The following is a 22,609-nucleotide window of genomic DNA, read 5'->3' as shown; positions in this document are numbered from 1 at the left end:
CGGAAAATGCAGGGAATATCTATTTGTTTAGTGTATGTAATTTGTCTCACATTTTATTACTTGAAATTTTGGCAAAAAAAAGAGCCAGCTCTCTCGATAGAGTCTGACCCCAATTCTATTACTTCACTTCAACCCAACCATTTTTAATCGCGACAACAACTGCTTGCGTACGATCGTTCACATTCATTTTTTGCAGAATATTACTTACATGGTTTTTAACGGTCTTTTCACTTATGAACAATGCTTCACCAATGCCGCGGTTGCTTTTACCGTCAGCAAGCATTTGAAGCACCTCACACTCACGACGAGTTAAAATATGTAATGGACGTCGAATTTCAGGCTGCATCGGCTGAAGATTAGCTTGTCCATTCGAAGTAGCAAGGCGTCTAAATTCGTTTACAAGGTTATGAGTAACCTTTGGATGTAAATAAGAGCCGCCATCTGCTACAACCTTAACTGCTTCGATTAATGTGTCAGCATCCATTTCTTTTAATAGATAGCCTCTTGCACCTGTTTTCAGAGCGTGTGTTACATAGTTTTCATCATCATGAATCGATAGGATGATAATTTTTGTATCTTCATTTGCTTCAACCAATTGTTTCGTTGCTTCGACACCGTTCACTTTAGGCATATTGATATCCATGATCACAACATCAGGCTTGTGTGCATCAACGATTGCTAATGCTTCTTCACCGTCGTCACCTTCTGCAACTACCTCAAAGCTTGGTTCGAAATCCAAAATGCGTTTAACACCTTCACGAAATAATTGATGATCATCAATAATGGCAATTTTCGTCTTCATGCGCTTACGCCTCCCCATCGTCTATTCTAGTCTAATTGGCATCCCTTACGTCAATATGTCTTTAGCCGTATTTATACTAGGAATTGGTATTAAGTTCCATGATATGGGACTTGGAACATGATAAAAGTCCCTAATCCAATTTTTGAGTCAATCGTCATCTTTCCGCCGAGAAGATCGACTCGTTCCTTCATTCCAATCAGTCCAAAAGATTTTTTATCTTTATTTCCTTTTGCTTCCTTTATATTAAACCCTTTTCCATCATCTTTCACAATCATTGTAATCGATTCACATGTAACCTCCACTTTTACTGCTATTTCATTCCCATCCGCGTGCTTCAGTGCATTTGTTACAGCTTCTTGTGCTAGCCGGAATAACGCAACCTCAAATCGCGGTGGAAGTCGGTGTCCATCAATTTCACCAATGCTTTGAAAATGAATTTTTGTTTTTCCATTATATTCTTCGATCGTGTCCATATATTTTCTGAGGGTGGGTATAAGTCCTAAGTCATCTAATGCCATTGGTCTTAGGTCATAAATAATTCGTCTTACCTCATATAAAGCGTTTCGGACGTTTTTTCGAAGGTTACGGATTTCTTTAAAGCCTTCCTCCGCTCCCCTCTCACGATAAATTCGCTCAATCAAGTCTGACCGCATCATCACATTGGCAAGCATTTGAGCTGGTCCATCATGAATTTCTCTAGACACTCGTTTTCTTTCTTCTTCCTGCGCTTCAATAATCCGCAAACCAAAATCCTGCTTTTGCTGGGCATCCTCTAAAAGCATACCAACCTGGCGAAGATCACTGTTTAAATAATTTAAAACAACGGAAATTTGTCCAACAAGTGCTTCAGATCGTTCAATAATTTCCTGAAGACCTAGTAACCGTCTTTCCAAGTCATCACGGCGATCCCGAAGCTGCTTTTCGTGCTGCTGCAGCATGGAGTGCTCCACCTGAAGCTTATGAGCTTTTTCGTAGGCTTCACGAATTTCTTCTTCGGAAAAGTCCTTGAAATTTTTACTTACCTGTGAAAGGCGATTGCGGGCAAGTCTCGCTTGAGCCTCAAGCTTATCTCCCTCATCAATCACCGTATTCACTTGCTTTTTGATTTCAACTAACTCTTCTACTAAAGACTCATACTGTTGTCTGGACTGCTCACCGATAAGAAAGATTTCATCCTTACTTCCAGCAACCGTCCCAATCATTTTATCTAATATTTCATCAAGTATTTTACTATCTATTTTTTGACTGGAGTTCATTGTTTTCCCTCCGACTTTTATACCATAATTTTAGTTTGTCACATTTTTAACAATTGAAGTAAAAAATTTGTCGTTTTATAATAAAAGAATGTGCTATTCTAAATCTGCTTGCTTGTCAGGAGGTGTACAAGCATGCTTTCACACTATTATACCGTAAAAGGCTATGGAGAGCATGAAATTGTTATACAAAAATCACGTTTTATTTGTTATGTAGAACGAGTAAAAACCGAAGAAGAAGCCCTTCAATTTATTCAGCAAATAAAGAAAAAACATCAGAATGCCAATCATAATTGTTCAGCCTATCTAATAGGAGAAAATGATTCCATTCAAAAAGCGAATGATGACGGTGAACCGAGTGGTACAGCCGGTGTTCCGATGCTTGAAGTTCTAAAAAAGAAACAACTAAAAGACACGGTTGTTGTTGTCACCCGTTATTTCGGCGGAATTAAGCTAGGAACAGGCGGCCTTATTCGCGCTTACGGAAAATCGGTTTCAGAAGGACTTTCAGCAATCGGAATCGTTGAACGCAAGCTCATGCGCGTCATGCATACAAAGATTGACTATACATGGCTAGGCAAAGTCGAAAATGAACTGCGAGATTCTATTTATAAAATAAAGGAAATTCATTACCTTGAGCAAGTCGAAATTGAAGCCTTTGTTGAAGAAGCTTCCATAAATACCTTTGAAAAATGGATGACAGAGCTCACAAATGGGCAAGGTTACATTATAAAGGGAGAAAATATTTATTTAGAAGAACCGATTTAATCACAACGCTTTGCTGATCTAGGGTGCCCGCAGAAAACGAGTGCTTACAGCGAAACCTTTTCACAAAGCCGACTCAAACACTAAATAAATGAGGGATAGTAGTGGCAACTAGATTAAAAAATAAAAAAGTGAAGAAAAAGAAAAGCTTTTTGAAACGAACTCTCCTTTTTCTTTTACTTGTTCTTTTAGGTGTAGGGGGATATACCGGCTATACCATTTATAAAACCTATCAAGCAGCAAACCAGTCTTATGTAGAGCTGGACCGCGGTGAAAAATCGAAGCTTCGTGAGTCAGTTATTAAAGTAAAGGAAGATCCGTTTTCAATGCTCTTAATGGGAATTGAGGATTATTCCTCAGGCGGAGAGAACGGTCGAACCGATACATTAATTGTTTTAACCGTTAATCCAACACTTCAAACCATAAAAATGGTCAGTATCCCTCGTGATACTTTTGTTTCAATACCTGAAGAAGATCTTGAAACGAAAATCAACCATGCTTATGTTTATGGTGGAAAAGAATTAACGATTGATACAGTTGAAAACTTATTGGATATTCCGATTGATTACTATGCAACAGTTAGCTTCCAGGCATTCAAATCGATCGTTGATGAGCTTAATGGTGTATCCGTTAATGTTCCTTTCGATTTCTGGGAACATAGTGACGAAAACGCTGAACGTATTTACTTTGAAGAAGGCCCTGCTATTCTTGATGGTGAAGAAGCCCTCGCTTATGCGAGAATGCGTAAACGAGATCCACGTGGTGACTTTGGACGTAATGACCGTCAAAAGGAAATCATCTCAGCCATCTTTGATAAAGCAACAGCACCAGCCAATATTTATAAAATTGATGAATTAGCAATGCATGTCTCAGATAATGTTGAAACAAATTTCAGAATATCAGATGCCCTTGCGCTTATTCAAAAATATCCGAACATTAACTCAGACAATATTGAAAAGCTAACAATCGAAGGTGAAGATGACTATATTAATGGTATTTATTATTTTGCACCTGACGAAATACAGCTTGAAGAAGTTAAAACTGAGCTTGAAACTCATTTAGAGCAATAATAGGAAATATGGTAGTTCTCGCCATCTATTCCTACAATGCTTATGACCTCGTGCCTACGTTGTTAAAAGCTTAATGCCTTAAATTAAGGACAACTCTCTACTTCTTGTATTACAAAATCAGTATCGACAATTTTGTGTCGAAATAGTCACAAACAGACAGATTAAGACATTATTCCCAAAGACAAACAGTATGACCTTTGTTAAAATATGAATATAATTGCACCTCTGAATTTTCCTTTTCAGAGGTTTTTTTTATTAATAGAGATAGGAGAGGAGAACTAGGTAAATTGAAATGGTTAACAAAGCTTGTTGTTTTTACCCTTGTATTCTTGACGATCAGTAGTCCGCTTCATACATATGCGGAGGCAACAGAGCCTTATCCGTATATCGGAAAGGTCATTGCTGATCAAGCACACCTTCACAAAGGTGCAACAGACAATTATGAGGTTGTAGCATCTTTTAAGAAAGGTGAAACCGTTGGAGTGATTGGAACCTTTACAAACAGCGCGAATGAGGAATGGTTAAATATTGCCGCTAATGGATACAAAGGCTGGATGAAAAAAGCCAATGTGACTGCTGTTAAAGACTCCCCCGCTTCCCTTTACGTTAGCAGTCAAAACGCTGAGGTGAGAAAAGGTGCATCTACCACATATCAATCAGTTGCAACCCTTGATTACGGACAAAAGATATCGATTATTGATTCCTTCATCAATAGTGCAGGGAGCATCTGGTACCGAGCTGATTTAGGATCAGTCCAAGGTTGGATTATGAAGGAACAGCTTTCTTCTACATCTGTTTTAACCAATGCTCAAACGATTAAGGATGCATCCATCCATAGTGGTGCACATCCAAGCTACCGAATTGTAACAACTCTATCAGCTCAAACACAACTGACTGTTATTGATACCTTTAAAAACAGTCAACAAGAAGTATGGTATAAAGTTGAGACGAACGACGGCCTTCAAGGCTGGATTCAGTCAGGTAACATTGAAGCTGTAAAAGAAAACAGCAACACAACTCCTGAAGCCGGAAGCTACTATGTTGTTGAAATAGAATCAAAGATTCATAGTGGTGCTCTTGATTCTTATCGTGTTGTTTACCAACCAAAGTTAAATGAAAACTTACAGGTTATTGATGAATTTACAAATAACTTAAATCAAAAATGGTATCGAGTTCAAACAGAGAATGGCACTCAAGGCTGGATACTTGCATCAGATCTTCAAACTGAGCCCCTTCCTGATAGCCAGGTTGTTTCTAATTACGTCTACGCCAAAACAGATGGTGTTGTAGCTAGAAAAGGTGCTCTTAGCAGCTACGGCGCTGTTGAAACTTTTGCGAAAAGCGATGATTTACGCGTTATTGATACATTTGTTAATAACAAAAATGAATTTTGGTTACGAATCCAAATATCGGATCAAACAGCCGGTTGGGTCCTTGCCGATCAAACAACAAATACACCTAAACTGAATGCAACTCACTATTTAAACGAAAATGGAGTTGTTAGAAGTGGTGCCCTTGATTCCTACCGAGTGCTTGCTTCTTTTCCTAAAAACTCTGCTGTTTACGTAATGGACACATTCGTTAATAACAACAAAGAACTTTGGTATCGCGTGAAATTAGAAACAGGTGCAACAGGCTGGATCAACGCATCAAGTGTGACAACGAAAACATTGATGATTAACAGTACGTATAAAGTCGGTACAAACAATACCTACCTTTATAGAGGCGCTTTATATACGTACTCAAAGGTAACAAAGCTTTCTTACAACACTAGCGTTAAAGTACTCTATGAATTTATCAATAATAACAATCAGCATTGGTACAATGTTCAATTATCAAACGGCAAAAAAGGCTGGGTACCAAAACCTGAGTTATTTACAAGTCTTTCTGAAAGAGATTTTGTGTATCCACTAGGCCAAAACGTTTTACGTAAAAGCGCAACATCTAGCTCAGGGTATAACACAAAAGTAAGTGCTGGAGAGCAGCTTCTGTACTTATGGACACATAACGAGTGGATTAATGTTGAGAACTCAAAAGGTGTTCGTGGCTGGATTTTAAAAGATCAAACAAGAGAATTCATCCCGAATATTTTCCAAAACCCTAAAGTGACGCAATCCGGTAATGCAACAACATTAATTTGGGACAAGTCATTGAACTTTAGTGTAGGTAATAAGCTTTTGGCAAACGGAGTTGTCCAATTAACAGGAAGCAAGCTTCACACTGTTTTACCTTCTCAATCGATTAAAGGATTAAAAAGCATAAGTGCTACATCTAGTGCCATTACCTTAACACCTGCACCTGGCTATATGATTCAAGTTCGTAACAATAGCAAGCAAGCTCAGGTTAAAGTCATGCCAATAGGTTTAGCAGGTAAAAAAATCGTTATTGACGCTGGTCATGGAGATCATGATCCAGGTGCTATTGGACCAACAAAACTTCGTGAAAAAGATGTTACATTAGATGTTTCGAAAAAATTAAAAGCAGAACTCGAGCGCCAAGGTGCCACTGTTATTCTGACTCGCAGTGATGACACGTACTTAACACTAGCCGAGCGTGTAGCGATTGCAAATGCCGCTGATAACGATGCGTTTATTAGTATTCACGCCAATGCAAATGTGAGTACATCAGCAAGAGGCACAGAAACGTATTACAACACTGCCTATAACTTTAATGGACCTAGAAGTAGTATTCTAGCAGGCTATATACAAGATTCATTGGTTGATAGAATCAATACGTATGATCGCGGCACAAAAACAGCCAACTTCTACGTGATCAAAAATAACGAACTACCAAGCGCTTTGGTGGAAATAGCATTCATCTCCAACCCGAATGAAGAATCAATGCTAAAAAGCGATATCGTTCGTGGACAAGCAGCTGTTGGAATTGCCGAAGGAATAAAAAAATACTTTACTGGAGGATATTAACATGAAAAAGAAAAGCATGGTTGTCATCTCTTCTGTTTTCCTTACAGGATTTTTAATCGGAAGCATCACACCAACAAAGGTTGGTTCCGCTGCAAATGATGTAGTGTTAGCAAGCGTGGAGTGGGTACAAAATCAACTTAACCCACTTCAATCAAAAGTAACAAAACTTGAAAGCGAAGTCCAAGCACTTCGTAAAGCTGTTGAAGAAGGCGGTTCAGTCGTAACAATGCCTTCAAACGTATTCGTAAGCAGCACAACAGCAACTGTTCATAGAGGCGCAACGAGAAACTATGAAGTTGTCGCAACTTTTACTAAAGGCAAAGAACTTGCTGTTGTTGATGAGCATGACGGTACTAAAGGCAAATGGTACCGTGTTGAATATGCAACAGGCAAATACGGCTGGATTCACTCAGAAGATGTCTCAACATCAACAGTATCCAGTGCGTCTACTGTAACAATTAAGACGACAACAACGGTGCACAGAGGTGCTTTATCTGGCTATGCAACTGTAGCAACAGTTAAAGCTGGTACCTCTGTTAAATATATTGGTTCTTTTACAAACAGCAACAACGAATTATGGTATAACGTTGAATTATCAAATGGTGTAAAAGGCTGGATGCAAGCAGTTCATGGAGAGGTGAACTAATAGTATGGCTAAAAAAGTTCTACTAAGTGCCCTTCTCGCACTTGGCCTACTATGGACACAAGGTACAGCAAATGCCGGCTCAGTGAAAACTTACAGCAATCCCGTAGCCGTACAGCTCGTCGATATTCCAACAAGCTCTCTCAAGCTTCAAGGAGTCTATGAATTAACGAATAAAGCAAACAATCAAAAAACACTATTACTACCGAATCTTACTATTACTGTTACCCGCTCAGGCAGCAATGTAAACATTGACGCGGGCTCTGCTTCTTTTTCTTCAGGAAGCGGCTTTGAATTAAAAGAAGTTTATAATGTTGCACAATACACAAGATTCACAAGCACAACGGATTTACGCAGTGGAGCAACATCTGACTATGCAGTGAAAAAAACACTAACAAAAGCAGAAACGGCTGAATATGTTAATAGCTTTGTAAATAGCAAAGGTGAAACATGGTATAACGTTGTAACAGCAGACGGGACAACAGGCTGGGTCCCTGCTGCATCTACTTTTGTAGATAAAAATTCAATCTCTGTTCCAACTGTGTCTTATGGTAGTAATGCCTACCGCGGCAGCATGTCACTTTTACCAAAAACAAGTGGTAATGTAGCTGTTATCAACAATCTTGAATTAGAAGATTATTTAAAAGGTGTTGTTCCAAACGAAATGCCCGCTTCATGGCACAAAGAGGCTCTGAAGGCTCAAGCCATCGTAGCCCGAAGCTATGCAGCAAACAGCATGTCATTAAAAAACACAACATCAAGCCAGGTATATAAAGGCTATACATCTGAAGATGCAAGATCAACAGCCGCTGTTAACGAAACAGCAGGTGTTCTTGTTAAATACAACGGCAAACCAATTCAAACCTTCTTCTTCTCCACAAGCGGCGGAAGAACAGCAAACGTTGGCGATGTATGGAACTCAAACCAAGCAAGCTACCCATACCTTGTCACTGTGGATGACCCATATGAAAGTTCACCACACAGTAATTGGGTAAATTCATTTAACTCAGCAACTATGCTAAAAAGCTTCGGCTTTGACCCTGCTACTACTGCTTTATATGATATAAAAGCAAAAGCAACTGGCGCAAATGGTGAAGTAACAGCCGTTACCGTTATAACGTCTAATGGCGAAAAAACGGTGGAAGGCAATGAGCAAGTCATTCGTAAGCTCTTCCCGATTGAAGGAAGCTACGGGATCTTGAAATCAAATTGGTTCACTCTACAGGTGAATCAAAGCTACGCTGTTCGAACTGAGAGCGGTGACCAATCTCAGTTGTCTATTAAAGGACAGAAAGTTATGACTGGGAATGGTATGACAACTACCGTTTCTGGTGATCAAATTTCCGTGCAAACGGCAAGTGGAGTTGTGGGGAAAGATACTGATCCTGCTTCTATTACCGCAACAGGTAAAGGCTGGGGACACCGAATCGGCATGAGCCAATATGGCGCAAAAGGCTTAGCTGAACATAACTGGAAAGCAGTCGATATTGTGAAGCATTATTTTCCTAATACGGAAGTTTCGAAGTAAGAACGGGCTTGTGCCCGTTCTTTTTTTGTTTTGGGTGAGTTTTGATATTAGTCATTTTTAATGAAGGGCGGGTTGTGATTGGTTTTCCTGGTTAGGATGGGATGGGGGATATTTTTTTATATGGAGATTGATTTTGGTTGGATTTCTGGTTGAATGGTCTTCATTTAGGTTATGAGGAACACTTTGTACTGGATTTTTGCTTGTAATGGTATTCATCTTGCTTATGAGGAACACTTGGTACTGGATTTTTGCTTGTAATGGTCTTCATCTTGCTTATGAGGAACACTTGGTGCTGGATTTTCGCTTGTCATGTTCTTCATCTCGCTTATGAGGAACACTTGGTACTGGATTTTTGCTTGTAATGGTCTTCACCTTGCTTATGAAGACCATCTGCTCTGGGATTTCTACTTGTAATGGTCTTCATCTCGCTTATGAAGACCATCTGCTCTGGGATTTCTACTTGTAATGGTCTTCATTTCTCCTGTGAAGACCACACACACTCGAATTGTCACTTTTAATGGTCTTCATCCACTTATAATTTCTACTTCCAACTGAGTTCTAACAGAATTGTCGCATTTATCACCTCCATGAACCACACTTCTACCTCATTCCCTATCATTTTTGTCGTTCATCTCCTCCATCAAAAAGCACTACTACCTTGCCTCCATCAAAAACGTCTTACCCCTTGAACACACTCCTACTAAACCCTATCCCCACAAAAAAATGCCCTCCAGCTCAACCTGAAGGACACTCAAAAGTTTAAACAATCGTTCGTTTACCCCAACGACTTCGCACCATCTCCAGCAATCTCACAAACGCAAACGGAGACAACAGTACAATCACAATCGCAATCCACAGCGTATTAAGCAAGAAGTCTGTAAAACCTCCAACCACTACACGTGGGATATTGACAGTAAAGTAGATAAACAACGATATAAATAAAGGATTTTTCTGTAATCTTAAAAAGACAATATAGATAAGTTGGATATAAACTCCAACGTACACTGTACCTAACAACAGTCCAATATAACCAAAGTTTGCAAATGCTTCACCAGCAAATAGTGTATTCAACACCCCTGCTGTTCCAGCTTCCACCCGCTCAGGGAAATATACTTCCATTGCAAGCTTTGCTGAGCGAATTTGGTCGATATCATAAAGACCGATGATTGACGAGGGCATGCTTTTTCCTAGCAATAATGGCAATTTATCTGAAAATAGCTCAAGATGCATATAGTAACCGGCAATCTGCGTTAAAATCAGACGACCAACTGGCCCCTTATTATATGCGGTAAACTGCTCCAGACCTACCCCTTGTATAAACACATACATCACTACGATTAACGACACAGCCAACGCCCCAAGAACAGCAACACGAGTCCATGTTAGCTTGATAATGTTTAAATAAAGCAACAAAAGGATAAACATTAACGTGTAGAAAAAGATCGGTCCTTTTGCCAGATCATATACTTGGATAAACACACTACAAGGAAAGGTAACGAGGAATAAAATCCACCATTTCAGTTTTTTTGTTTTGTATCCATAAATAAACGTAATCATGGATAAAATCGGTGTTAGTCCTAATCCAAAGATATTACGAATAAGTGTACTTCCACCAAAGTTATGCGAGGCTTCGATTCGTAATTCAGCGAGATTATTACTTCCGAGCAACAATTCTACTAGCGGTATTGCTTTTAAATAATAAACCGTATACGCGATCGACAGCACACCAAGACCCGTTAATCCAACGTAAATCAAATACGTCATTTTATCCGCGTCAACTCGTACTGGCTTTTTTAAGTAAGCATTAAATTCATCTTCGGGTTTAAAGCCAAGCAGCTTTGTGACAAAAAACATAGATAACGGCATCATGACCATCACAAAACAGATTGTATAAAATCCAATATAGCGAAAGCGGTCATCACCTAATAAATTAATCATATAATGGCGATCAATATCAAGGGCGATTAACAAGCTGCCTATGAAGGATGAAATGAATAAAGAATAATAGAAGACAATAGATAGAATATTAGGTTTTAAAAATGACATGGTTCCTGCAGACTTTTTGAATAACCAAAAAGACAGGATACCCACAATCATCCAAATAGTAAGATAAAACACTAGGATTAGACCTCCATATTTGGTGTTATGCGCATTGCATAAGTCGAATAGAAATAGAAAGTGTCATCCCTTCCATTCCTATTCGACCTATGATTTCTACTTATTACTCAGAAAAAAAGGGCGACATACAACCGCCCCTTTCCTCTTATTTTGCTTCAGACAATAGTTTAACAATCTTTTCAGATGTATTTCCATCCCCAAATATTGGCGGATAATCAGAGTTACTTGGAGCTTGAACAGCTTCGACGATTTTATTTGTATCAGCACCAACAAGAATATTGGCACCTTGCTCAACTGTTTCTACCCACTCTGTTTCGTCACGGAGTGTCACACAAGGTGTTTTCACAAAGTAAGCTTCTTTTTGAACACCGCCAGAATCAGTTAAGATTTTTTTTGCATTTTTCTCAAGAGCAAGCATGTCCAAGTAACCAATCGGATCAATAACCTTTAACCCTGGAATAGAGTCTAAGTTAATTCCATAAGAAGCAAGCTTATTTTTTGTTCTTGGGTGAATCGGCCATACCTTTGTGCCCTCCACTTTCGCAAACGCATCAAGAATGCCTGTAATGCGATCTCGATCCTCAGTGTTTTCGGCACGGTGAACAGTAATTAAATAGAAGTCATCCTTCGTTAACCCTAAATCACTCAATAAAGTGGAAGAATCCGCAATATCTTGATTATAGATAACAGCATCATACATAACGTCTCCAACGTTGAACACGTTTCGTGTGATATTCTCGTTTTCAAGATTTTTCACAGCCGTATCTGTTGGACAGAATAAAAACTCTGACACATGATCCGTTAAAATGCGGTTAACTTCTTCCGGCATTTTCTTGTTAAAGCTGCGTAATCCAGCTTCAATATGAACGATCGGAATATGTAGCTTTGATGCAGCTAGTGACCCTGCTAATGTAGAGTTTGTATCACCGTATACTAGCACATAGTCCGGTTTTTCTTTTAAAATAATTTCTTCAATGCTGATTAGCATGTTTGCAGTCTGAATACCGTGTGAACCTGAGCCAACATTTAAGTGGTAATCCGGTTTTGGAATGTTTAATTCTTCAAAAAAGATATCAGACATATTTGCATCATAATGCTGTCCAGTGTGAATAATAATTTCTTGGTGCTGTTTTCTTATTTCACGTGATACAGGACCCGCTTTAATGAACTGAGGTCTTGCACCTAATATAGTAATGATTTTCATGTGATCAACCCTTTTAATGATATTTCGAGCTTCTTAAGCAGGTTCATTCGCTTCAACGGTTTTCTTTCTTAGCTCTTTATCGATCCTTGTTACACCAATTGATAAGAGCAATACTCCCCAGATTGCCGCCACATACCATAGTGATAATTGATTTTCTTGAATATACGTAATCCCGATTACTCCAGCGATCATCACGATGAAAATCAGTGACACTTTAATCGATGGGAATGGAATATAGTACAGCTTTTGGCTTTTTCTAAAAATAAACACAATCGCAAAGGTGTACGAAATCAATGTAGCTGCAACAACACCCCAAATGGAGAAAGCAGGGACTAAAATAAGATTTAAGACAATACTAAGTCCAGCAGCAATCGCAAAGATATAAGAAATCACCTTTGTTTCTTTCGTAAAGAAAATTCCGATTGAAATAATTAAATAATAAAAGTTCAAGAATGTTGCGGCAGAAATTAATGCTACATACTTATAGGCTGAATAATAGGTCTCTTTCAACAATAAAATAACATACGGCATAATCGTCGCGACAACGAATACCCCTATTATTCCTAATAAAAAAATAATGATGTAAATTTTTGAAAACAATTCCTTGTTGTTCGGTTTATCTTTTAACGACATGGAATAAGGACGCCAAGCCATTTGAATTCCGCTCGTTACAAGTGTAATCAACGCGGCAAATTTAGCTGCAGCCCCATATATCCCAACATCTTCAGGTGTTTTCATCAAAGCTAAAAAGAAGGAGCTTGAGTTTAAGATCACCCAGAAAGCTAGAGATGCCGGCACAAGAGGAAGACCATATTTAATTAAATCCTTAAGTACCTCACGATCGATCTTAAAGGATACAACCTGTGATAATGGTTTTAAGATAAGTAAAAAGATCAATAATCCCGTAATGATTCTCGCATACATAATCGCTTCAACAGACTGAACAATAAACCTTAAAAATAGGTACGAACCCACTGCAATAAGCAGCATTTTTGAAACGGTCAAAAATACCACTTTTAGCGTTTTAAATTCAAAGCGCATGATTGTTAAAACAAGTGCTGTGATCGTATCAAAAAATAAGACTCCTACACTTAAATATAGAAGGAAAACGCCATTTTCTGCAGGAAGGACATTATGTGCAACCAACGGTCCTAGGAGGGCAACTAATAAGAAAATAACTAGAATCATCGCCAAACGAATTAAAAACACATTTTTCGAATAAATTCTTCGTTTTTTCTCATCTTTTGTATCAAAATAATAGAAAGCAAGTGCTGAATCTGTTCCTAAGAAAACTAAGAACGTTAACATCGTTGTCCAGCGGTCTATAATATCAATATATCCATACTCACCAGGTGGTAAAAAGTAAGTGTAGATTGGCAGCATAATGAATGCAATTAATTTTGTTCCAACATTCATTAATGCATAAAGGAGGGAATCCCCTCCTAGACGTTTTAAATTCTTTAACACCTATAACAGCTCCCGTTCCTCAACCATTCGTACAGGCTTAGCTGGGAACCCTTTTACTACTGTTTTTTGTTCTGTATCTTTTGTTACCAATGCCCCTGCTGCAACAAATGTTTCTTCTTCTATAACAACGCCTGGTAAAAGAATTGATGCTCCACCTACACGTGCTGCGCGTTTTACGACTGCGCCTTTAATTTTATCGAAGCGTTCTTCCGTACGTCCCATAAAGTTATCATTTGTTGTTGTCACACATGGTGCAATAAAGACGAAATCTTCAAGTGTTGTGTAAGCTGTGATGTAAGCATTTGATTGAATTTTTACTCTGCGACCGATTTTCACATAGTTTTCAACCGTTACACCTCTACCAACAATACACTCAGGTCCGATTTCTACGTTTTCACGTACACTCGCTAAGTCAGCAACAAGTGTTGAGGAACCGATTGTTGAGCCGGCATAAAGCACTGCATTCGTACCAATTGTTACATCATCTTCTAATTGAAGAGGTGCAACAGCTCCTGAAAGCTTCACAGTTGATGTTTTCCCCGGTGAAGGCTGTTTTCCTAGTACAGCTCCATCTGCAATACGAACATTGTCACCAATCACTGTGCCATCATAAATCGTTACATGATTACCGATTGTTACGTTTTCACCGATCTTTACATGTTCGCCGATCACATTAAAGTGACCAAGTGTAACTGAATCGTTCACAACTACTGTTGAATGGATACTATTCATACGATCCGCTCCCGTCTTTATTACAGTTTGATATATCTCTCTGGCTTTTTCTCAACATCTTTTAATGCATTACGAGTATCAAATACAACGCGACTGCTGTTTGCAATCAATTCATAATCAAATGTTGTATGATCTGTTGCAACTAATACTAAGTCAGCTGAAGATAATAGATCTTCTGTTAAAGCAACTGTTTCAATTTGCTTATCAAGTAAACGGAATGCTGGTACAAATGGATCAACCACTGTATAATCCGCACCCTCTTTATCTAAAATCGTTAAAATATCTAAAACTGGTGATTCACGAACATCATCAATATCCTTCTTGTAAGCAACACCTAAAACCGCAACTTTTGCTCCACGAAGTGCTTTGCCATCATGGTTAAGAATGCGCATCATACGATCTACAACTAATTCTGGCATTGAGTTGTTAATTTCACCAGCAAGCTCGATTAAACGAGTGTGATAGTTGTATTCACGTGCTTTCCACGTTAAGTAGAATGGATCGATTGGAATACAGTGACCACCAAGACCAGGGCCTGGATAGAACGCCATAAAGCCGTATGGTTTTGTTTTTGCTGCATCGATCATTTCCCAAACGTCAATTCCCATTTTTTCACAAAGAATCGCCATTTCGTTTGCTAACGCGATGTTAATGTGACGGAATGTGTTTTCGAAAATTTTCTCCATTTCCGCAACAGCTGGGCTTGATACTTCAAACACGTCTCCTTCAAGAACCGCACGGTATAGTGCAGACGCAACCTTTGTACAATTTGCCGTTACACCACCAACAACTTTTGGTGTGTTTTTCGTTTTGAATTGCTTGTTACCTGGATCAACACGTTCTGGAGAGTAAGCAACGAATACTGTGTCTCCACACACTAAGCCTTTTTCTTCTAATGCCGGTACAACGATTTCTTCTGTTGTTCCAGGGTATGTTGTTGATTCTAAAACAACTAACATGCCTTCACGCGCATACTTCGCAATTTCTTTTGAAGAGCTTTCTACATAAGATGTATCAGGCTGTTGATGGTGATCAAGTGGTGTTGGTACACAAATCGCCACAGCATCTACTTCTGTAATACGGTTATAATCTGTTGTTGCTTCAAGCATGCCCGACTTGATGATTTCTTCTAGATCTTCGTTCACAACGTCACCAATATAGTTTTGCGCGTTGTTTACTTGATCAACACGGCTTTGTTGTACATCAAAACCGATTACTTTAAAGCCAGCTTTTGCTTTTTCAACCGCTAACGGTAAACCTACATATCCTAAACCAACAACTCCGACAACCGCTTGTTTATTTTCAATTTTTGATAAAATCGAATCTAAATGAGACATTACGTTCACTCCTTTATTGTAAAAAGACTTTCTTACCTGTTTCCGCTGATTCTAAAAACGCTTCAATAAGCTTTACAGGTGCTAGTCCGTCTTTACCAGTTACCACTGGCTCTGTATTTGTTTCAACTGCACGAACCATATCCTCGATAATCCATTGATGACCTGGTTTACCAAATGGATCTTCTTTAATAGTTTCGATTAGTTTGTTCTTTTCTTCTTCGTTTATATCACTTACATTTAATGTTTCGAAATAAATCGCGTTCGGTCCGCCTACTTTTACTGTACCCGCTTCACCGAAAATCGATAGAGATTCTTCAAGATTTTTTGGATAAATCGTAGTTGCCGCTTCAATAACACCTAAAGCACCACTTTCAAATTCAACAACACCAACTGCTACATCTTCTGTTTCAATGTTACGAAGACGAGTTGCTGCCATTGCTTGAACCGATTTAACTGGTCCCATGAACCAAATTAAAAGATCTAAATTATGTATCGCTTGGTTCATTAACACACCACCGTCAAACTCCTTCGTTCCTCTCCAAGCAGCTTGATCATAATACTCTTGGCCGCGATTCCAACGAACTGTTGCATTCGCGTGGCTAAGCTTGCCAAACAAGCCCTTAGATTTAATATCCTGAAGAGCACGAATTGCTGGACGGAAGCGATTTGGATGAACAACAGAAAGCTTGATATTCGCTTCTTCTGCAATCGCAATAATTTTCTTAGAATCACTGCTCGTTAACGCCATTGGCTTCTCCATCACAATGTGCTTGCCCTTCGCCGCAATGATTTCAGCTAGCTTAAAATGAAGTCCTGATGGCACACAAATATTCACAACATCAATATCAGTTTGCTTCTCAAGCATTTCATTTAAATCCGTATAAACGTTACATAACTCTTTATATTCCTCAAGGCGCTGTTCGTTTGTGTCACAAACCGCCACAAGATTTGCACCTTCAGCATTTTTAATCGCATCAATATGCTTTTGAGCAATAAACCCTGCCCCTACAATCGCAAAATTAATCATTTAATGCCCTCCTAGCTTCACGAATGTATCTCCAAAGCATAATTCCTAATAGTGTAAGGAAGAAGCTTAATGCAAAAGAGATGACCATGTTTTGAACGAGATAATTGTCTGATTTTGTGATTTCTTCGCTGAGTAATTCAGGCTTTTCGAACATTTTTAAATCAACATCTTTACGGTAAACACCATTTTCATACTCTAAAAGTAATTGTTGATTAGTTACAGCAGAATTAAGCAGTTCTATATATTTATCTGAGGTTTCTTGACCTTCAAGTGCTTCTGTTGCTTCAATTATTTTTTCATTTAATGGTTCAATAATTTCAAGGTTTTGTTGATAACTTTTCAGAGATTTATCGGTTGCATCATATAGAAATTTATGTTCTTCTTGCAGATCTTCAAGATATTGTGTTCCAAGTGATGTTAACTTGCTTTGCACATCTTCCTTATTATTTCCAACAATCTTAATTTGGACTTTACCACGAGAAACAACAGAAAAATTAATTTCTACATCTTCTGTACCTGTTATGTATTTATTATTCAATAAATCATCATCTGTTAATTCATCTCTATCAAGGGAGGAAGTATAGAAAAACGCCTTCCCAACATACTCACGATCCCCTAGCAATGAGATAGCAGAAACAATGAGTGCTATAACGATCGGAATAATCAAAAGAATCCACTTTTTACTCCAAATAAATTTCAAATTTTTATAAAATAAATATTCTTTTTGTTCTGACATGACACATACCCTTTCTTTCAAGGTTAGGTCGCACTGAGCATTTTAATTCATCAGCACAATCTAGTGTTTATTTAAACGGAAAGAACCCGCCTTTTGGCGAGCCTTTACCTTCTACCAATAAATCATTGATAGAATTTTGTCATACATTCAACAACATAGTTTTGTTGCTCTTCGCTTAGTTCTGGGAACATTGGCAATGAAATAGCTTCCTTAGCCGCTTTTTCCGTTACCGGGAAGTCGCCTTCTTTATAGCCTAATTCCTTGAATACAGGCTGTAAATGAAGTGGCTGTGGATAGTAAATCATTGTCGAAACACCTTGTTCTGCTAGGAACTTTTGAAGCTCATCACGTTGCTCAACACGAATTGTGTATTGATGGAATACATGATAATTTCCTTCAACTTCAACCGGTGTCACAATTGAATCACCAAGAGCAGCTTTAAGCATTTCTGAATAGCGATTTGCATGAGTACGACGTTTTTCACTCCACTCATTTAAATGAGGGAATTTCACATTTAAGATCGCAGCCTGCATTTCGTCAAGACGGCTGTTATAACCTAATACATGGTGATAATATTTTGGCTTACTTCCGTGAACACGGATAACACGCATTTTCTCTGCTAGGTCCTCGTGTTTTGTCACGATCATCCCAGCATCACCGTATGCACCTAAATTCTTCGTTGGGAAGAAACTATATGTGGCTGCATCACCTAGCTCACCTACTGTTTTCCCTTTATATGTAGCACCAATCGCTTGTGCAGCATCTTCTAACACAAATATGTTATGTTTTTTCGCTACTTCCATAATTGCATCCATGTCTGAAACTTGACCATAAAGATGAACAGGAATGATAGCTTTTGTTTTTTCAGTAATTTTTTCTTCAATTTTGCTAGGGTCAATATTGAATGTTACTGGATCAATATCAACAAAAACCGGTGTAGCATTACATCTTGCAATTGCTCCTGCCGTTGCAAAGAACGTAAATGGTGTTGTGATAACCTCGTCACCATCTGTTACACCATGTGCTTGAAGGGCAATATGAAGGGCATCACTACCGTTTGCCACGCCAATTCCATATGGTACTTTACTATATGCAGCAACATCTTGCTCTAATTTTTTGACATTATCTCCTAAAATAAAACGTGAAGATTTCATAACCTCATCTAATACTTGAAGCATTTCATCTCTTAAAGATAAATATTGCTCAGACAAATCGAGCATAGGTACTTTCATAAAAGATCGTCTCCTTTATTTCTGTGAAGATTTATACAATCTATGATATTCTACCACAATTCACCATAGCTTTGTCACTACCTGTCGTTTAATTTGATAATGTAATAATTGTAATGTAATGATTTTGACACTTTTTTACTATGTCCAAAACAAGGATTTTTCATTAAATAAGCTAAATTTTAATTGGGCTACACGATCTTCCCTATTATTTCCTATCTAATATACAAGATGTGGTAGAGATTATGAAAGCAAGATTATGGTATAATCAACCTTGAAAACTAGACAGAAAATGGGGAATAAAAATATGTCAGTTATGCTCGATCAATATACAAAAATGAAATCTCGTAGCGAAATAAATAAACTTCAAAAAATAGTTAAGCAAATCAATGAATTAGACTCATCTCTTCAATCTCTTACAGATGAAGAATTACGTAACAAAACAATCGAATTTAAAGAAGCTTTACAAAATGGGAAAACACTTAAACAAATTCGCGTTGAAGCCTTTGCTGTTGTAAAAGAAGCTGCTTCACGTGTGATTAATCAACGTCACTATGATGTTCAATTACTAGGCGGACTCGTTTTAACTGACGGAAACATCGGTCAAATGCAAACAGGTGAAGGGAAAACATTAATGGCTTCTCTGCCAAGTTACCTTTTTGCTTTAGAAGGAAAAGGCGTTCACGTGATTACGTCGAACGAATATTTAGCACGTCGTGACTATGAACTTATTGGACAAATCCATCAGTTTCTTGGTCTTGAAGTAGGCCTTAATGTGGCGGAAATTTCTCCACAAGAAAAACAACAGGCTTATTCTGCTGATATTACGTACGGAACAGGTACAGAATTTGGCTTTGATTACTTAAGAGATCATATGGTGATGAGCGAGGCTGAAAAGGTACAACGGGGTCATCACTTTGCAATCATTGATGAAATCGATAATACATTAATCGATGAAGCAAGAACACCTTTAATCATCGCCAACAAATCATCACTTTCATCAGAGCTGTTTGTGATCACTTCAATGATCGTTAAATCGTTTAAAAAAGATGAAGACTATGAATTAAACTTATCTCACCGCCAAGTTCACTTAACAGAACAAGGCGCTAAAAAAATTGAAAAGGCATTTGGAATTGACAATATTTACAATGCCGATGACCAAGTTCTTTTGCACTTTATTACACAGTCTCTACAGGCACATTTTATCTTCAAAAAAGATAAAGATTACATTATCCGCGATGGCAAAATCGAACTGGTTGATGCCTTCACAGGACGAGTAATGGAAGGAAGAAGTCTTAGTCATGGACTTCATCAGGCAATTGAAGCAAAAGAAGGCTTAGAAATTAACGAAGAAAACATTACGCAAGCAGCTGTAACGATTCAAAACTACTTCAGAATGTATTCAACACTTTGTGGTATGACAGGAAGCGCGTTACCTGCACAAAAAGAATTCCTTGAAACATATGGCATGGACGTAATAAGCGTCCCAACAAACCGTCCGAACCAACGTGTAGATCAGGAAGATCTTATTTTCAAAGATTTAGAAAGCAAATATAACAAAATGGTACAGCTTGTAAAAGACGTTCATGCAACGGGACGACCAATTCTAATTGGAACAACTTCTATCGAACAATCTGAAACAGTTTCAGAGTTGCTAGAAAAACAAGGTATCACTCACCAATTACTAAACGCAAAAAGCGCTGAAGAAGAAGCAAAAATGATTAGCATTGCCGGTCAAAAAGATATGATTACCATTGCAACGAATATGGCAGGACGAGGAACTGATATCCTACTAGGTGAAGGTGTTGCAGAATTAGGCGGTCTTTATATTATCGGAACAGAACGTCATGAAAGTCTTCGTATTGATATGCAAATGCGCGGTCGTGCCGGAAGACAAGGTGACCCAGGAACAACTCAATTCATCGTTTCATTAGAAGATAACCTGATGAACCAATTTGATGAAGATGAACTCGAAAAATACCAAAAGAAGATCAAATTCAATGAAGAAGGCTTAATCTTAAGTCCAAATCCAAATAAATTCTTTAAAATTGTCCAAGATGCGATCGAAAACAGCCACTATTCTTCAAGAATACATCTATTAAAGTTAGATGATGTCCTTGATCAGCAGCGTAAGGTTGTTTATAGCAAACGTAACAATCTCCTTTCAACAGGGGATATCCTATCTGACCTTGAAAAAGAAGTGAAAGATTACGTGAACAAGCTAGTTGCCCATAGCACACAAGGAGATGTTGAAGGGCAAGAAGATCGCCAAGAATACTTCATCTATCAAATTCAAGAGCTGCTTGGTTTATCACTTACGAAAAAGCAAATGATGGACCTTGAAGAGGACGAGCTGTTACAATTAGTTACACCTTCAATTGAAGAATATTTCTCAACACTTGCTGATCTTATGGTAGACGAATCTATCGTGGCACAAGTTCGAAGCATTATGATGAGAGGCCTTGATCAAGTTTGGCTCGAGCACATGGAGAAAATGGAAAGCTTAAAAGAAGGAATTCACTTAAGAGGCTATGCTCAAGAAGATCCGTATCGCCTATACACTTTAGAAGGCTTCGACCTCTTTAACCAAAGCATGGAATCCTACCAATACAGTATCGCAACGAAGGTTTATGCCTTCTTGAAAAGTATGAAAAAGGAGGATGAGCAAATTGACAACTAATACAGTTGAAACAACATTATCTATTCATCCTAGCTGGAATATTACAAAACAAGAACAATATATTTATCAATTTCACTTAAACCAGCTTGAACCATTAAAAGAAAACCAAATCTCAATCGCCGGAATTAAATTAGAAGAATTCGATGAGCTGATTTATGTAACAGCCCTCATCCGCAACACCCTTACAAAAGGCATTAAATTTGAAATGCTTGATTTACTCATTTTAGATGAAGATAAAAAGGTTGTTGCAAAAGAAACCTTTGATATGGAAGAATTCGGTGAAATGCCTGCACTAAGCTGCCGACCTTGGTCATTCGTATTCCAAAAATCAGACTGGCAAAATGACCCGGACCAAGAACCAACATCTCTAGAAAACTGGCAAATTGCCTTCGAGTTAAAAAAGAAACCATCTGAAACACACCAATTACAACTCGAACCAAGCTGGGAAGAAAATCTTTCTCAAGAACGAAAAGAGCACCTAAAACAGCTTGTTGAAAAAATGCCCCCTCTAAAGCAAAACGAAGTAAATATCATGGGGCTTGAAGCAAAAATGAATGACGAAAACAACCTAGTTGTCACACTTCTTATTCGTAATGGCAGCTTGAAGAATATTAATCTTGAACAATTACCACTTATTGTCGAAGATGCATCAAAAGAAGTCATTGCTAAAGGCGTATTTACACTAAATAACCTAGAAGTTCAAGCAAACACAAGTAAACCTTGGACGTTCATCTTCCCAAGTGAGTTGATTTCAAACCACAAGCCAGATTTGTCTACTTGGAAGGTGTATCCTTTAACGGGGCAAACTGAGAAAGTTTAATAATGTGTTGCTGAAGGCCGCTGAGATTTGATGATCTTGGCGGTTTTTCGTTTTGGCGTGAAGAGTGATCTTGGGTGTGGATTGAGACAGGACGGGATTGATTTTTTCGGTATCGGGACACACTTGCTTCTTTTTGGCTTTTGTTTGTCCTGATTCTTGCGGTATCGAGACATACTTCCTGCTTTCCTCCTCTTGTTTGTCCCGATTCTAATAGTATCGAGACACACTTCCTGCTTTCCTGCTCTTATTTGTCACGATTCTCACGGTATCGAGA

17 protein-coding genes are annotated in these 22,609 nt (G+C 38.3%); 7 read left to right on the top strand and 10 right to left on the bottom strand.

Annotated features, from left to right (window positions below; translation table 11 throughout):
- Window positions 1–118 precede the first annotated feature (118 nt).
- Together degU and degS are read right to left on the bottom strand one after the other, a co-directional pair.
- Window positions 119–802, bottom strand: coding sequence for a two-component system response regulator DegU (gene degU, locus COD11_RS18740; RefSeq protein WP_098798413.1), 684 nt, complete (start codon window positions 800–802; stop codon window positions 119–121).
- Between the two features lie 89 nt (window positions 803–891).
- Complete coding sequence (gene degS / locus COD11_RS18735; protein WP_098798412.1) at window positions 892–2,058, bottom strand: two-component sensor histidine kinase DegS; 1,167 nt, start codon at window positions 2,056–2,058, stop codon at window positions 892–894.
- Window positions 2,059–2,190: 132 nt separating this feature from the next.
- Between degS and COD11_RS18730 the strand changes: the two genes are divergently transcribed.
- The 5 genes from COD11_RS18730 to COD11_RS18710 all read left to right on the top strand — a co-directional run bounded on the left by COD11_RS18730 (window position 2,191) and on the right by COD11_RS18710 (window position 8,985).
- Entirely contained in the window at window positions 2,191–2,823 is a 633-nt protein-coding gene (locus COD11_RS18730) for a YigZ family protein (protein WP_098798411.1), read from the top strand.
- A gap of 101 nt (window positions 2,824–2,924) precedes the next feature.
- Window positions 2,925–3,890, top strand: a complete 966-nt coding sequence (locus tag COD11_RS18725) for an LCP family protein (RefSeq protein WP_098798410.1) — start codon at window positions 2,925–2,927, stop codon at window positions 3,888–3,890.
- 287 nt (window positions 3,891–4,177) lie between these two features.
- Window positions 4,178–6,814 (top strand): N-acetylmuramoyl-L-alanine amidase, encoded by a 2,637-nt coding sequence (locus COD11_RS18720; RefSeq protein ID WP_098798409.1) that lies wholly within the window; start codon window positions 4,178–4,180, stop codon window positions 6,812–6,814.
- A 1-nt stretch (window position 6,815) separates the two neighbouring features.
- A complete protein-coding gene (locus COD11_RS18715) occupies window positions 6,816–7,460 on the top strand; it encodes an SH3 domain-containing protein (RefSeq protein ID WP_098798408.1) in 645 nt (214 codons plus the stop codon).
- 4 nt (window positions 7,461–7,464) lie between these two features.
- Entirely contained in the window at window positions 7,465–8,985 is a 1,521-nt protein-coding gene (locus COD11_RS18710) for a SpoIID/LytB domain-containing protein (protein ID WP_098798407.1), read from the top strand.
- A 759-nt stretch (window positions 8,986–9,744) separates the two neighbouring features.
- On the opposite strand, the gene COD11_RS18705 is transcribed toward COD11_RS18710, so the two are convergent.
- The 8 genes from COD11_RS18705 to COD11_RS18670 form a co-directional block, all read right to left on the bottom strand.
- Window positions 9,745–11,103 (bottom strand): oligosaccharide repeat unit polymerase, encoded by a 1,359-nt coding sequence (locus COD11_RS18705; protein ID WP_098798406.1) that lies wholly within the window; start codon window positions 11,101–11,103, stop codon window positions 9,745–9,747.
- Between the two features lie 145 nt (window positions 11,104–11,248).
- Window positions 11,249–12,307 (bottom strand): non-hydrolyzing UDP-N-acetylglucosamine 2-epimerase, encoded by a 1,059-nt coding sequence (gene wecB, locus COD11_RS18700; protein ID WP_098798405.1) that lies wholly within the window; start codon window positions 12,305–12,307, stop codon window positions 11,249–11,251.
- 33 nt (window positions 12,308–12,340) lie between these two features.
- Window positions 12,341–13,774 (bottom strand): lipopolysaccharide biosynthesis protein, encoded by a 1,434-nt coding sequence (locus tag COD11_RS18695; protein WP_098798404.1) that lies wholly within the window; start codon window positions 13,772–13,774, stop codon window positions 12,341–12,343.
- Window positions 13,775–14,506: an N-acetyltransferase gene (locus tag COD11_RS18690; RefSeq protein ID WP_098798403.1), complete on the bottom strand. Its 732-nt coding sequence runs from the start codon at window positions 14,504–14,506 to the stop codon at window positions 13,775–13,777.
- 20 nt (window positions 14,507–14,526) lie between these two features.
- Window positions 14,527–15,843: a nucleotide sugar dehydrogenase gene (locus COD11_RS18685; protein WP_098798402.1), complete on the bottom strand. Its 1,317-nt coding sequence runs from the start codon at window positions 15,841–15,843 to the stop codon at window positions 14,527–14,529.
- Between the two features lie 13 nt (window positions 15,844–15,856).
- Window positions 15,857–16,870 carry a Gfo/Idh/MocA family protein gene (locus COD11_RS18680; RefSeq protein WP_098798401.1) on the bottom strand — a complete coding sequence of 338 codons (1,014 nt, stop codon included), beginning with the start codon at window positions 16,868–16,870 and terminating at the stop codon, window positions 15,857–15,859.
- Window positions 16,863–17,606, bottom strand: coding sequence for a hypothetical protein (locus tag COD11_RS18675; protein ID WP_098798400.1), 744 nt, complete (start codon window positions 17,604–17,606; stop codon window positions 16,863–16,865). The genes COD11_RS18680 and COD11_RS18675 overlap by 8 nt, the downstream gene beginning before the upstream one ends.
- A 122-nt stretch (window positions 17,607–17,728) precedes the next feature.
- Window positions 17,729–18,838: a DegT/DnrJ/EryC1/StrS family aminotransferase gene (locus tag COD11_RS18670; protein WP_098798399.1), complete on the bottom strand. Its 1,110-nt coding sequence runs from the start codon at window positions 18,836–18,838 to the stop codon at window positions 17,729–17,731.
- 304 nt (window positions 18,839–19,142) lie between these two features.
- On the opposite strand from COD11_RS18670, the gene secA2 reads away from it, so the two are divergent.
- Window positions 19,143–21,515, top strand: a complete 2,373-nt coding sequence (gene secA2, locus COD11_RS18665; protein WP_255301640.1) for an accessory Sec system translocase SecA2 — start codon at window positions 19,143–19,145, stop codon at window positions 21,513–21,515.
- Window positions 21,496–22,335 (top strand): accessory Sec system S-layer assembly protein, encoded by an 840-nt coding sequence (locus tag COD11_RS18660; RefSeq protein ID WP_098798398.1) that lies wholly within the window; start codon window positions 21,496–21,498, stop codon window positions 22,333–22,335. The genes secA2 and COD11_RS18660 overlap by 20 nt, the downstream gene beginning before the upstream one ends.
- Window positions 22,336–22,609: the final 274 nt, after the last annotated feature.

Source organism: Bacillus sp. AFS040349 (assembly GCF_002577655.1).
Classification (GTDB): domain Bacteria; phylum Bacillota; class Bacilli; order Bacillales; family Bacillaceae; genus Metabacillus.
The sequence above is the reverse complement of the archived record's forward strand: the minus strand, read 5'-3'. Positions and strand labels throughout refer to the sequence as shown.

Coding starts and splice junctions, on each gene's coding strand:
- degU (WP_098798413.1), bottom strand. CDS start 802: ATGAAGACGAAAATTGCCATTATTGATGATCATCAATTATTTCGTGAA.
- COD11_RS18730 (WP_098798411.1), top strand. CDS start 2,191: ATGCTTTCACACTATTATACCGTAAAAGGCTATGGAGAGCATGAAATT.
- COD11_RS18660 (WP_098798398.1), top strand. CDS start 21,496: ATGAGCAAATTGACAACTAATACAGTTGAAACAACATTATCTATTCAT.
- COD11_RS18715 (WP_098798408.1), top strand. CDS start 6,816: ATGAAAAAGAAAAGCATGGTTGTCATCTCTTCTGTTTTCCTTACAGGA.
- COD11_RS18680 (WP_098798401.1), bottom strand. CDS start 16,870: ATGATTAATTTTGCGATTGTAGGGGCAGGGTTTATTGCTCAAAAGCAT.
- COD11_RS18710 (WP_098798407.1), top strand. CDS start 7,465: ATGGCTAAAAAAGTTCTACTAAGTGCCCTTCTCGCACTTGGCCTACTA.
- secA2 (WP_255301640.1), top strand. CDS start 19,143: ATGTCAGTTATGCTCGATCAATATACAAAAATGAAATCTCGTAGCGAA.
- wecB (WP_098798405.1), bottom strand. CDS start 12,307: ATGAAAATCATTACTATATTAGGTGCAAGACCTCAGTTCATTAAAGCG.
- degS (WP_098798412.1), bottom strand. CDS start 2,058: ATGAACTCCAGTCAAAAAATAGATAGTAAAATACTTGATGAAATATTA.
- COD11_RS18690 (WP_098798403.1), bottom strand. CDS start 14,506: ATGAATAGTATCCATTCAACAGTAGTTGTGAACGATTCAGTTACACTT.
- COD11_RS18670 (WP_098798399.1), bottom strand. CDS start 18,838: ATGAAAGTACCTATGCTCGATTTGTCTGAGCAATATTTATCTTTAAGA.
- COD11_RS18685 (WP_098798402.1), bottom strand. CDS start 15,843: ATGTCTCATTTAGATTCGATTTTATCAAAAATTGAAAATAAACAAGCG.
- COD11_RS18675 (WP_098798400.1), bottom strand. CDS start 17,606: ATGTCAGAACAAAAAGAATATTTATTTTATAAAAATTTGAAATTTATT.